14 protein-coding genes are annotated in these 12,128 nt (G+C 66.6%); 11 read left to right on the top strand and 3 right to left on the bottom strand.

From position 1 onward, the window contains the following. The first annotated feature begins 163 nt into the window (after nt 1-163). Genes FOY51_RS13930 through FOY51_RS13915 form a run of 4 tightly spaced genes read left to right on the top strand, consistent with a single transcriptional unit; the run spans nt 164 to nt 2,844 of the window. Nucleotides 164-892: a MerR family DNA-binding transcriptional regulator gene (locus tag FOY51_RS13930; RefSeq protein WP_149430818.1), complete on the top strand. Its 729-nt coding sequence runs from the start codon at nt 164-166 to the stop codon at nt 890-892. Further along, complete coding sequence (locus FOY51_RS13925; protein WP_149430817.1) at nt 889-1,245, top strand: hypothetical protein; 357 nt, start codon at nt 889-891, stop codon at nt 1,243-1,245. The genes FOY51_RS13930 and FOY51_RS13925 overlap by 4 nt, the downstream gene beginning before the upstream one ends. A 14-nt stretch (nt 1,246-1,259) precedes the next feature. Next, on the top strand, nt 1,260-2,606 hold the full coding sequence (locus FOY51_RS13920; protein ID WP_187776309.1) for a hypothetical protein: 1,347 nt from the start codon (nt 1,260-1,262) through the stop codon (nt 2,604-2,606). A 1-nt stretch (nt 2,607) separates the two neighbouring features. Next, nucleotides 2,608-2,844 (top strand): hypothetical protein, encoded by a 237-nt coding sequence (locus FOY51_RS13915; RefSeq protein WP_149430815.1) that lies wholly within the window; start codon nt 2,608-2,610, stop codon nt 2,842-2,844. Here FOY51_RS13915 and FOY51_RS13910 read toward each other — a convergent pair. Beyond that, the gene (locus FOY51_RS13910; protein WP_149430814.1) at nt 2,817-3,677 is read right to left on the bottom strand and encodes a dienelactone hydrolase family protein; all 861 of its coding nucleotides are present in this window, start codon (nt 3,675-3,677) and stop codon (nt 2,817-2,819) included. The genes FOY51_RS13915 and FOY51_RS13910 overlap by 28 nt on opposite strands. A gap of 98 nt (nt 3,678-3,775) precedes the next feature. Here FOY51_RS13910 and glmS point away from each other — a divergent pair, with 98 nt between their 5' ends. Further along, nucleotides 3,776-5,638: a glutamine--fructose-6-phosphate transaminase (isomerizing) gene (gene glmS, locus FOY51_RS13905; protein WP_149430813.1), complete on the top strand. Its 1,863-nt coding sequence runs from the start codon at nt 3,776-3,778 to the stop codon at nt 5,636-5,638. A 63-nt stretch (nt 5,639-5,701) separates the two neighbouring features. On the opposite strand, the gene FOY51_RS13900 is transcribed toward glmS, so the two are convergent. Beyond that, complete coding sequence (locus FOY51_RS13900) at nt 5,702-6,133, bottom strand: cupredoxin domain-containing protein (protein ID WP_149430812.1); 432 nt, start codon at nt 6,131-6,133, stop codon at nt 5,702-5,704. 61 nt (nt 6,134-6,194) lie between these two features. On the opposite strand from FOY51_RS13900, the gene FOY51_RS13895 reads away from it, so the two are divergent. From FOY51_RS13895 to FOY51_RS13885, 3 genes are read left to right on the top strand one after another with little or no spacing between them, the layout of a single operon-like run. Then, nucleotides 6,195-7,646 (top strand): NAD(P)H-hydrate dehydratase, encoded by a 1,452-nt coding sequence (locus tag FOY51_RS13895; protein WP_149430811.1) that lies wholly within the window; start codon nt 6,195-6,197, stop codon nt 7,644-7,646. Between the two features lie 17 nt (nt 7,647-7,663). Beyond that, nucleotides 7,664-8,827 carry an alanine racemase gene (gene alr / locus FOY51_RS13890; protein WP_149430810.1) on the top strand — a complete coding sequence of 388 codons (1,164 nt, stop codon included), beginning with the start codon at nt 7,664-7,666 and terminating at the stop codon, nt 8,825-8,827. Continuing rightward, nucleotides 8,824-9,870, top strand: coding sequence for an alpha/beta fold hydrolase (locus FOY51_RS13885; protein ID WP_235916307.1), 1,047 nt, complete (start codon nt 8,824-8,826; stop codon nt 9,868-9,870). The genes alr and FOY51_RS13885 overlap by 4 nt, the downstream gene beginning before the upstream one ends. Before the next feature lie 16 nt (nt 9,871-9,886). Here FOY51_RS13885 and FOY51_RS13880 read toward each other — a convergent pair whose 3' ends face one another. Continuing rightward, a complete protein-coding gene (locus FOY51_RS13880; RefSeq protein ID WP_149430809.1) occupies nt 9,887-10,375 on the bottom strand; it encodes a hypothetical protein in 489 nt (162 codons plus the stop codon). Between the two features lie 167 nt (nt 10,376-10,542). Between FOY51_RS13880 and FOY51_RS13875 the strand changes: the two genes are divergently transcribed. The 3 genes from FOY51_RS13875 (at nt 10,543) to FOY51_RS13865 (ending at nt 12,104) form a co-directional block, all read left to right on the top strand. Then, on the top strand, nt 10,543-11,118 hold the full coding sequence (locus FOY51_RS13875) for an RNA polymerase sigma factor (protein WP_149430808.1): 576 nt from the start codon (nt 10,543-10,545) through the stop codon (nt 11,116-11,118). Further along, nucleotides 11,115-11,819, top strand: a complete 705-nt coding sequence (locus FOY51_RS13870; protein WP_149430807.1) for a Rieske (2Fe-2S) protein — start codon at nt 11,115-11,117, stop codon at nt 11,817-11,819. The genes FOY51_RS13875 and FOY51_RS13870 overlap by 4 nt, the downstream gene beginning before the upstream one ends. Nucleotides 11,820-11,885: 66 nt before the next feature. Then, nucleotides 11,886-12,104: a hypothetical protein gene (locus tag FOY51_RS13865; protein ID WP_149430806.1), complete on the top strand. Its 219-nt coding sequence runs from the start codon at nt 11,886-11,888 to the stop codon at nt 12,102-12,104. Nucleotides 12,105-12,128: the final 24 nt, after the last annotated feature.

Below are 12,128 nucleotides of genomic sequence, written 5' to 3'. Positions count from 1 at the left end.
TGTTACAACGGCAGCTCGAAGAGCTCGGCTACCACGTCGAGATCAGCCCCGCGGCCTGACATTCCGGGACCGGATCACGTCCAACAAGCTGGGTTGTCACCTCGCGTTCAGTTTCGTCTGAGTGCATGTGGAGACTTCGACGCACTCATGCTGGAATTACCGGGTGCAAAGTCTCGAATCGACGAATCTGCGTACGGTCGATGTGGCACGCCGATCCGGATACTCCGTCCAGCAGGTTCGCAATCTCGAAGAGGACGGGGTGTTGCCGCCTGCGTCGCGCACCGTATCGGGCTATCGCATCTACTGCGCGATCCACGTTCGCTCCGCGCAGGCGTATCGAGCATTGGCTGCCGGCGCGGGGCCCGTCGAAGCCAAGCGCATCGTGCGTGCTGCGCATACCGATTCGACGTCGCAGGTGCTTGCTCTGCTCGACGCTGCGCACGCCCGACTCCACGAGGAGCGCACCGAACTCGAGCTCGCACAGGCAGCTGCCGGTCTGATCGCCACCGAGTCGATAGGCGATGTCCGCCCTGACGATGCGATGAGCATCTCCGAACTCGCCGATGCCCTCGGCGTGCGAGCGTCCACCCTGCGGCACTGGGAAGCGGAAGGGCTGGTCGTGGCGCACCGCGACGCGAACGGCACCCGGCGGTACGTGCCGGATCAGGTTCGCGATGCCCGGATCGTGCACCAGCTACGCAAAGCCGGCTACCGGATCGGCACTCTCCGTGCACTGATGCCGCAATTGCACCGCTCCGCCGATCTGCACCTCGGGCTCGCCGCGCGCGGTGTGAACATCGCCGATCGCTCGTTCGCACTCCTCGACGGTGCCGCAGCCTTGCATGCCGTTCTCGCCGCGAGGGAACCGACAGCGACTCGCGTGCGTCAATGACAACAACGAGCGACAACAAGGAGCATCGACAACAGCGGGGAGCGGGCGACGTGAGTGAATTCGCGATAGATCCGGCTGCGGTACGTGCCGTGGCCGGCGCGCTGGACGCGTCGTCGGGGGTGGTTGCGGAGTGCGGACGATCGGTCGGGGAGGGCGAGTTCGGATCGCACTGCGCAGGCCGGGACTACGCGGAGCACGGACATGCGGTGCAGTCCGGGCTGGCCTCGTTGGGCAGCGTGCTGACCGCGTCGGCGAACAGTGGATCGGCGGCAGCCGCGGCGTTGCACGCGACGGTCGACGGCTACACGGTGCAAGATCGCGCATCGTCCGACGCATTGGGTCAGGTCCTGTGAACGAGTCGGCGTCGGTGGACGCCCTCCTCGATTCCGGGGCTCGCGGCCTCTGGTACTTCGACGAGTTCCTGCCGCGCGCCGCTCGGATCGCTGACGTGAACACCGATCCCGAGCAACTGCGCGCCCGCTACGACCAGCAACGAGGCCTCGACCTCGCGGCATTGGCCGCCGACGTCGAGACACTCGGTCGCTCACTGGCAATCGCGAGTGAGCAATGGTCGGAGCAGCAGGCCCGCGTGCGATCGCTGGAACCGGCGTGGTCGGGTCTCGGCGGCGACGCAGCGCGTAAGTCGTTGCACGACAACGTCGATCGCGACCGGCAGCACCAGGACGGCATCGCATCCGCACACGATGCGATGGGCGAGTCGGTACGCTCGCTGCGATCGGTGATCGACGACAAGGCGCGCGCGGTCGGCTCGTACAGTCCCGAAGTCGACGGCAAGACCGGCGTCGACATCGACAAGATCATCGACGGCGCGCAATTTCGCATCGACGACCTGAGCGACATCTTTCCCGATCTGGCAGGTCTCCCGACGCCGGAGCAGGTGGCGCAGCGTTGCGCGACCTGGTTGGCCGAAGTCTTCGTCCCGCACGTCCAGGAGCACCTGACGCATTTCGAAGAGATGTGCACCGCCGCCGATCGTGCGGTGCGCGACGTGTACAGCCAACTCACCGGCTCGATGGCCGCCGTCGGTGACCAGCCTGCACCGAACCCCGGCACCACGGCGCCGCACGACGCGAGTCCGCAATTCGACCTCGACAAGGTCGGCCATCTGGTCGATGGCGTCGCGAAGGTCGCGACCCTGCTGGGCAACGCCGTCGTCGGTGCGGCGAGCGATGCCGTCGACGGATTACTGGAGCGATTGCAGCCGCTGGTCGAGGATCAGCCGGCGCCGGACACGGATCAGGCTGCCGTGCAACAACAATCGGACTTCGATGTGAACGGGCATCACCTCCGAATCGAGCAACAGCCCGATTCGGATCTCACCTTGCAGGTGGGTGACTCTGCCGGCGGGGTTCGGTCGTTCGAGCTGGCCGTCGGCTCGGATGGCACGCCGGTGATCGACGGAATCGACGCGACCCCGGAAGCTGTAGACCCGGAACCCGCGGCCCCGGCCCTAGAGCCGGCTCCCGCGCCGCATGAACTCGCCGATTCCACCTGCGAACAAGTTCAGCCGTCGACGCCGCCTGACGACGAACCGCCCGCCGACCTACAGCCCGACGCCGGTATGGCGACACCCGCACTGCGTTCGGCTCCCAAATCGAATCGATCAGGTGACGGCGTGCTAGCAGAAGCAGGTCCCGACGAGACCGATCCGCCGGAGACCGGGGCAGAACTCGCCGAGGCCGGACCGCTGTGACATGAGCTGGAAAGACGAAATCGAGCGCATCGCAGCCGATCACCGTGCGAATACGGATCGCCTCGACGACCGGCTGGCCGCTGCCAAAGCACGGCTAGCTGCCAGATCGGCGGAACTCGCTGCCGAGGCGCGCGCCGAACCTCCTGCCGAGCCGATTACGCAGGCCGCCGACCCCGAGGAAAAAGACCCCGACGAAGAAGCCGAGACGTTCTATCGACCCAAGAGTTGGCTGATCTGACCGACGGGTGACTTCTTCTTCGGCGGTTCCACGACGGCGTTCGGGTCAACGATCTGCGTCTTCGGGATCGCCGCATCCGCTTCGACGAAGCTGGCGTACCGCTTGTCGTCGGTCAGAGTGGCGAGCAGGAAACCGGTGAGCAATGCCCGCACGGTCTTCTGCGTCTTGGGCTCGGCCTTACCCGCGCCGAGCGTGCTCAGAACACGTCGACCTTCGGCAAGTCCAGGCCCGCTGGCCTTGTCGATCGATCGCAGGACGGCGGTGCCACCCCACGCCGTCGCCAATGACGTGGCGTTGGAATCGATGGCGTCGATGTCTGTCGCGCCCGCGAGGATCAGTCCAGGGACTGTGATGGTAGGCGCGCACGACTCGGCCGTGGGCGCGGTCGGGGCGGGGAAAAGCGCTGCAACGGCGGCGATGGCAGGGCGCTGCGATGCCGCGATGACAGCCGCACCCGCTCCCATACCGTGCCCGACCAGCCCGAGTCGAGCAGGATTCACGCTGATCTGGCCTAGGCCGAGACGGACACCTGTGCAGATGTCGAGGGCGGTCAGGAGGTCGGTGGCAAGGCCGAGGTGCGAGGGAACGGGTCCGCGCTCGCTGTTGGGCGCGGCAACGACGATGCCCCAGGACGCGAGGTGCTCCAACAGTGCGCGGTAGTGGTCGACGTTCGCCATCCAACCGTGGCCGAAGGCCACTCCGGGCAGGCTGAATCCCTCCGCCGGCGTATAGACGGCACCGGGTTGACCTGCGAAGGCGAGGTCGCCACGCAACACGCGGTGCGGTCCGCGATTGGCGAGTTCGGTCATAAGAGACTTCACAGAATCCGACACGACGATGACGTTATCCGATAAGGGAAACAGCCACCGGCATTGTGGCGTCGCGCTCGCGCGGTTCGATGTTGCCGCCGACCCACGTATTCTCTTCAACCATGTGTGGAATCGTTGGTTACGTCGGCCATCGCGAGGCTCTCGGCGTCGTGGTCGAAGCGCTGCGCCGAATGGAGTACCGCGGGTACGACTCCGCTGGCATCGCGATTCTCGACGGTGAGGGCGGGCTCGCTGTCGAACGTAAGGCAGGTCGGCTGGCGAATCTGGAGGCCGAACTCGAAGAAACCGGCACCGAACGCTTCGTCGGTTCCACCGGAATGGGTCACACCCGGTGGGCAACCCACGGCCGACCTACCGACCGCAACGCACACCCGCACCTGGACGTCACGGGCAAGATCGCGGTCGTTCACAACGGCATCATCGAGAATTTCGCGCCGTTGCGCGCCGAGTTGGAGCACGCAGGCGTCGAGTTCCACAGCGATACCGACACCGAAGCTGCCGTGCACCTGGTCTCGCGCGCCTATGCCGCGGGCGACACCAAGGGTGACTTCGTGGCGAGCGCCCTGAAGGTGCTGAACCGCCTCGAGGGTGCGTTCACGCTGGTCTTCACGCATTCCGATCATCCGGACACCATCGTGGCTGCACGCCGGTCCACGCCGCTGGTGATCGGCGTCGGTCGCGGTGAGACCTTCCTGGGCTCGGACGTCGCCGCATTCATCGAGCACACCCGCAACGCCGTCGAACTCGGTCAGGACCAGGTGGTGGTGATCACCGCCGAGGGCCACAAGATCATGCACTTCGACGGCACCGACGCTCCCGGTCGTCCCTTCACTATCGATTGGGACCTCGCCGCCGCCGAAAAGGGTGGCCACGACTACTTCATGCTCAAGGAGATCGAAGAGCAGCCGCAAGCGGTCGCCGATACGCTGCTCGGGCATTTCGCCGACGGCAAGATCGTGCTCGACGAACAGCGGCTCTCCGAACAGGACCTTCGCGACGTCGACAAGGTGTTCGTCGTCGCCTGCGGCAGCGCCTATCACTCCGGCCTGCTCGCCAAGTACGCGATCGAGCACTGGACCCGGCTGCCTGTCGAGGTGGAGCTGGCCAGTGAGTTCCGCTACCGCGACCCGGTGTTGGACCGGTCGACGCTGGTGGTCGCGATCTCGCAGTCGGGCGAAACGGCGGACACCCTCGAGGCTGTTCGGCACGCAAAAGACCAGAAGGCGCGCGTGCTCGCAGTCTGCAACACCAACGGCTCGCAGATTCCGCGCGAAGCCGACGCCGTCCTCTACACCCGGGCGGGACCGGAGATCGGCGTCGCGTCCACCAAGGCGTTCCTCGCCCAGGTGACGGCCAACTACCTGGTCGGGCTGGCGTTGGCGCAGGCACGCGGCACCAAGTACCCGGACGAGGTGGCACACGAGTTCTCGGACCTCGAGTCGATGCCCGCGCTGGTGCAGCGGGTGTTGGAGACGGCTCCCGCAGTACGCGCGATCGCGCGTGACCTCGCACAGTCGTCCACGGTGTTGTTCCTGGGTCGCCATGTCGGCTACCCGGTCGCGCTCGAGGGCGCGCTGAAGCTCAAGGAACTGGCGTACATGCACGCCGAGGGCTTTGCGGCGGGGGAGCTGAAGCACGGTCCGATCGCGCTGATCGAGGACGGTTTGCCGGTGATCGTGGTGATGCCGTCGCCGAAGGGCCGCGCGATGCTGCATTCGAAGCTGCTCAGCAACATTCGCGAGATTCAGGCTCGTGGTGCCCGCACCATCGTGATCGCCGAGGAGGGCGATGACACGGTGCGGCCGTTCGCGGACGATCTGATCGAGATACCGGCAGCGCCGACTCTGCTTCAGCCGCTGCTCTCGACGGTGCCGCTGCAGATCTTCGCGGCGGAGATTGCGCAGGCCAGAGGCTACGACGTGGACAAGCCGCGCAACTTGGCGAAGTCGGTCACGGTCGAATAGGGCGGCTTCGCCGCAGGTGAGTGGTTTGTTGGTCTCTGGACCAACTAAACGCTCACCTGCGCATCAGCGCACTGTGACGGTGCCCTTCATGTCCGGGTGGATGCTGCAGATGTAGTTGTAGGTGCCTGGCTTGTCGAAGGTGTAGCTGTAGTCGCCTTCCTTGAGGATCGGGCTGTTGATGCCCATTGCGGCGTCCTTCAGTCCGGTCACGGTGTGCGGGATACCGCCGTCGTCGAAGGTCCAGGTGACCTTGGTTCCGGCTGTCACCGTGATGGTTGCGGGCGTGAAAGCCATGCCCTTGACCTTCACCGCTACATCGCCGCTCTGTACCTGTGCGGTGGTCGGCGCGCCGGGCGCGGGTGTCGTCGAGATGGCGGCGACGCCGGACGAGTCGCTGGACCCGCACGCCGAAAGTGCCGCAGCCACAGCGATTCCCGCAACGACCAGTCGGGTTCGGCCGAAATGAGTCGATCTTGCACGCGCGGGTGTGGTCATGGCGCACAGCGTAGTCTTTCGCCATCGGTCGTGCGGGGGTCTGCCAGGAGGGTAGGAAGCGATGCGCAGCTACTACACATCCGATCAAGTCCGCGCCGCGGAAGCGGCGCTGATCGCAGCGTTGCCCCACGGTGTCCCGATGCAACGCGCGGCTTACGGCCTCGCAACGGTGGTTGCTGCCGAACTGCGTGAGCGCACCGGTGGTGTCGTCGGTCGTGGCGTGACGCTGCTGGTGGGTTCCGGTGACAACGGCGGCGACGCGCTGTGGGCGGGGTCGATGTTGCGCCGCCGGGGTGTCGCGGTCTCGGCCGTTCTCCTCGATCCGGCCCGCGCACACGTCGAAGGCCTTGCCGCGCTACGTAGCGCGGGCGGACGGATCGTCGACACGATCGGCGATCCCGACCTGGTCGTCGACGGAATCGTCGGCATCTCCGGACGTGGACCGCTGCGGCCCGCCGCAGCCGATCTTGTTGCCGCCGTGCATGTTCCGATCATCGCCGTCGACCTGCCCAGCGGCGTCGATCCCGATACCGGTGCCGTCGACGGGCCCGCTGTAACCGCCGCGGTGACCGTGACGTTCGGCGTCCGCAAGCCCGTTCATGTGTTGGCCGCGCCGCGCTGCGGGCGAATCGAGTTGGTACCCATCGGTTTACGCCTCGGTGATGCCGAGCTCAGTGCATTCGACGCCGCCGATGTCGGTGCATCGTGGCCCGTCCCGGGCCCCGCAGACGACAAGTACACCCAAGGCGTCGTCGGGATCTGCGCAGGCAGCGCGACTTACCCTGGTGCGGCCGTGTTGTGCACCGGTGCGGCGGTCGCGGCCACGTCGGGCATGGTGCGCTATGCAGGCACGGGTGCGTCGGATGTGCTGGCCCACACACCCGAAGTGGTTGCCGCGCAATCTGTTCGAGAATCCGGGCGGGTGCAGGCCTGGGTGATCGGGCCCGGTGTGGGCACCGACGACACCGCATACGACACGCTCACCGACGTCCTCGCCACCGACCTTCCGGTCCTCGTCGATGCCGACGGTCTCACCATGCTTGCCGCCGACCCGGATCTTGCCCGCGGACGCACGGCACCCACGCTGCTGACACCGCACGCGGGCGAGTTCGAGCGACTGACCGGCAGCCCGCCCGGCGCCGACCGAGTGGACGCGGTCCGCGCGCTCGCGCAGGACTGGGAGGTGACGGTCCTGTTGAAGGGCCGCGCCACGGTGATCGCCGCGCCGGATTCCACGGTGTTCGTCAACGAGGCCGGTGGGTCGTGGGCGGCCACTGCCGGCGCGGGTGACGTCCTCGCGGGTGTGATCGGGGCGCTGCTCGCGGCCGGGATCGAGCCCGCGGCGGCGGCGGCCATGGGTTCGAAAGCACACGCATTGGCGGCGAATCTTGCCGCTGTCGCCGATTCGTCGTGCGGCGCCCCCATCTCGGCCGGCCCCCTGTCAGCGCAGATCAGGGCGGCAATTCGGGTCTTACGAGAGCAGTCGAAGGCTGTGATCTCGCAGCCGATGTGATCGCAGCCGCCGTTGCGATGGCAGTATCGACAGCTGTGACCAGCCCGATCCCCGCTCCACAGGCCGAAGCGGTCGTCGATCTCGACGCCATTGCGCACAACACCCGGGTTCTGGCCGAACACGCGGGCGATGCGGCGGTCATGGTCGTCGTGAAGGCAGACGGCTACAACCACGGCGCTTTCCGGGTTGCGCAGACCGCGCTCGCTGCCGGTGCTCGCGAGGTCGGCGTCACGACCGTCGCCGAAGCTGTCGAGTTGCGCGCCGCAGGCATCGAAGCGCCGATTCTGTGCTGGCTGAACACCTCGGACGTCGATTTCGCCGCGGCGATCCGTGCGGACGTCGAGATCGGGGTGTCCTCGACGCGCCACCTTGCCGCCGTCGCGGCCGCCGCGAAAGCGGCAGGAACACCCGCGACGGTGTCGATCAAGGTGGATTCCGGCCTCAACCGGAACGGTGCGTCGCCCACGGAGTACCCGCGGCTGCTCGACGACCTGGTGGATCTGGCACGCGCCGGCTCGGTTCGCTTGCGCGGCATCTTCTCCCACCTCGCACAGGCCGACGAGCCGCACCATCCCATGATCGATATCCAGCGCCAGCGGTTTCTCGACGCCGTCGCTGCTGCCAAGGCGCGCAACCTGATTCCCGAATTGCTCCACCTGTCCAATTCGGCCGCGACCCTCACCAGGCCGGATCTTCACTTCGACATGATCAGGCCCGGAATCGCCGTATACGGGTTGACGCCGATTCCCGAGCTCGGCGACTTCGGGTTGCGGCCCGCGATGACGCTGCAAACGCGGGTTGCGCTCGTGAAGGACGTCGCCCGCGGCGAAGGTGTGTCCTACGGGCACGAATGGATTGCCCCCCGCGACACGATGCTGGCGTTGCTTCCCGTCGGCTACGCGGACGGAGTTTCCCGTGCTCTCGGCGGCAGATTCGACGTATTGCTCGGCGGTGCACGGCATTCCAGCGTCGGTCGCGTCTGCATGGATCAGGTGCTGGTCGACCTTGGACCGGACGGGGCAGGCGTTTCCGAAGGTGACACCGCAGTGCTGTTCGGACCGGGTGATCGCGGCGAGCCACGCGCTCAGGATTGGGCCGATCTACTCGGCACCATTCACTACGAGGTGGTTACGTCGCCTCGTGGCCGGATCGTGCGTCGCTACATCGGTGGTGAGCTGTGAAGCATCCAGCGCTGCTCGGCGGCGTGATCAGCGCCGCGACCGTCAGTGGGTTGGCGGGAGCATTCGCTGTCCGGAAGGCGATGCGAAACCGGACAGCCGACCCCTACGAGGGTGAGGATTTCGGCCTGATCGACTCCGATCGTGGCACCGAGGTACGTGCCGACGACGGCGTGATGCTGGCGGTTCGTGAGGCGGGACCTCGCGATGCCCCCACCACGGTGCTGTTCGTCCACGGCTTCAGCAATCGGATGACGTCGTTTCACCTGCAACGCCGTGATCTGCACGATCGGTGGGGATCGTCGGTTCGCATGGTGTTCGTCGACCTGCGCGGGCACGGCCGATCCGGAACGCCCAGCACCGAAAGTTGCACTATCGAGCAGCTCGGTCGCGATATCGGCACGGTGATCGACGCGCTCGTGCCGCACGGTCGGATCGTGCTGATCGGCCATTCGATGGGCGGCATGGCGGTCTTGTCGGCGGCTCGGCAGCGGCCTGACCTGTTTCGGCAACGGGTGGCCGGGATCGGGTTGGTGTCTTCGACGGCGGCCGGGCTTGCCAGCGAGGGACTGGGCCGCAACCTGCGCAATCCCTTGCTCGACGGCTTCGCCTTCGCCGCACGATCGACTCCGCGCCTGCTCGAGCACAGTCGAGTTGCGGCGAAGACGGTGATCTGGCCGATCCTGCACGCGTCGTCATTCCGAACGCGGGTCAGCCCCACGTTGGTCCACTTCACGAACACGATGATCGACCAGACTCCAGTCGGCACCATCGGCAGCTTCCTCAGGACGCTGGAGGTGCACGACGAGCTGGCGGCGCTCCCCGTACTTGCCGATATCCCGGTGTTGGTGTTGTCGGGCAGCGGCGACGTGGTCGTCCCCTTCTCGGGCGCGCAACGGTTGGCGACGGAGCTGCCGCACAGTGAACTGGTGCGAGTCGACGGCGCAGGTCACATGGTCCATCTGGAGTTCCCTGATCTGGTCAACGATGCCATCGACCGCCTTGTCCAGCGATCCGTCGATGCGCAGAACCACAGTGTCGGCTAGATGGACACAGCGTCGGCTAGATGATCGAGCCGTCGCGGCATTCGCCGTCCGCAGGCGTTACGGCGGGACCGGTGCCTGCTTCGGCGTTCCAGACGTTGACTGGGCCGGGGTACGGGAGCCAGGACGAGCCGTCCGAGCGAAAGGCGAAACGACCTGCGTTGACGTACTGATCGCCGGAGCAGTAGGCGTCGTAGGTGCCGCCGGGTTGCATCGCTCCTGGGCTGAACCCGCTTGCGGGTGCACCGGTGCCCGGATCGGGAACCGAGCTGACCTGATTCACGCTGTCGCCGATGGCCCACTGACCTCCTGCACACGTGAATGTCCAGCCGCCTGCGATCACCGTCTGGCCCTGCGGATGGGATCCGCCTGCCCATAGACAATCGGGCCCGGCAGCGGCAAGCTGAATTGTTGCTGCCGCAGCGGTGCCCGGCAGCAGAACGGCGCCGGCAGTCAATGCTGCCGCTGCCAATGATGTTGCGTACGTGCGCGATATGAGGTTGCTCATGATGTCCCTCCAAGCGATGCGGTCTCGACGAGGCGTCGTCGAGCTGTCACCGATGGATACGCAGCGGGGTTACACACCGTGGCCGTGTAACCCCCCTCGCTATCTACCTGTAGGCGCGGCCATGCGTCTGTTTCGGACCGGTAGGTGGCGGACTCGGAGGGCAGGACATGAGGGGACGGTCGGAATCCGGGCGTCGACACGAAGCGGTCGAAGATCCGGCCCCGACGCGAGAGCTGCGACTCGTGTCGGGTGACGGGTACAACGGCTGGGAGTCGGTGTATCGAGACAACGCTGCCTGGGTATACGGCCTGATGTTCTCGAAGGTCGGAAACAGGGCGGACGCAGAGGATCTCACCGCCGAGGTGTTCTTGGCGGCGCTCGGCCCGTTGCGAATGTCGGCGACCGTTCCCGAGGTGCGCGCCTACCTGCGTGCAACGGCGCGCACGGTGCTGGCAGGCTACTGGCGGGTCCGGATGGGACGCGAAATCACGACCATCGACGACGATTTCGCCGAGACCCCCGTCGACGACGTGACCGAGAACGCGCTGGCGATCAGCCGGGCCCGCTCGGTCCTGGATCGACTACCGGACCGATACAGACGGATTCTCGAGCTACGGTTCATGCAGGGACTGTCCGTCCGCGACTCGGCTACCGATCTGGGCGTCAGCGTCGCGAATGCGAAAGTGCTGCAGCATCGGGCACTACAGATGGCGGCACAGTTCAGCGAAGGAGGCGCACGATGACCGGCAAAGATGTTCGCCGCTACGTCGACGACCTGCTGGCCGGGCGACGACCGAAGTCGTTCCGCCCCGACGAGGCCGACGCCGAGCAGATGCGCGCCGCCATCGCGCTGCGCTCCGCACGGATGGGCGCCGATACCCCGAGTGAATCGTTCCTCGCAGACCTGCACCAGCGCCTTGCTGCCGAACTCGACGAGCCGACGTCCGATCACGAAGGCGCCGACCACCGTTCGCCACGGCGGCGGCAAGTTTTGATCGGGACGTCCGTTGCGGCTGCGGCCGCCGCCGTCGGTGCCGTCGTCGACCGCGCCTTCGTCGGTGGGGCGACCGGCGAGCCGACGCAGGAAGTCGCATCACCGGCAACGCTGGAGCCGACCAAGGGTGCGTGGCGGGCCGTCGCGGCCAGCGCCGATGTGCCCGACGGCGCCACGGTGGCGTTCGATGTCGGCACGATCAGCGGGTTCGTTCGACGCGTCGACGGCAAGCCGGCCGCCGTGTCCGGAGTCTGCACGCATCAGGGTTGCAAACTGTGGCTGGATGCCCCGGCGGACAAGTTGCGCTGCCCGTGCCACTCGACCTCGTTCACGACTGCGGGGTACGTCGCCGAGCATCAACTGCCGATCGCGCCTGCGCCGCTGCCGAATCTGCAGATCCGCGAGAATGGCGGTGCGATAGAGGTTTTCGCGCCGACAGAACCCGCCTGAGGCCCTGTAACTCACGTCGCTATCTGTTGGTGAAGGATCTTCTCACCGACGAACGGCGGTACCACCATGAATGCAGTCATCGAGCTGTCTCGGCTCGCGCATCGGCGCCCCGGTGCCGATGCGACCGTCGAGTCGAGAGCCGCGTGGTATCGGGCGAAGGGCAGGCTGCTCGAGCTGCTCGGTGACGACGCGGGCCCTGATGCATGTGCGCACGCGGCTGTGGCCTACGCGCGTGCCGCGTTGATCGTGGAACCGCAGGCGGACAACGCTTTCGGGCTCATGTAACCCCCCTCGCTATCTGTTGGTGAC

Origin of the sequence: Antrihabitans cavernicola (genome assembly GCF_008297975.1) — a bacterium.
In the GTDB taxonomy this organism is placed as follows: domain Bacteria; phylum Actinomycetota; class Actinomycetes; order Mycobacteriales; family Mycobacteriaceae; genus Antrihabitans; species Antrihabitans cavernicola.
Note: the sequence above shows the minus strand (reverse complement) of the source record. Positions and strands in the feature narration are given on the sequence as shown.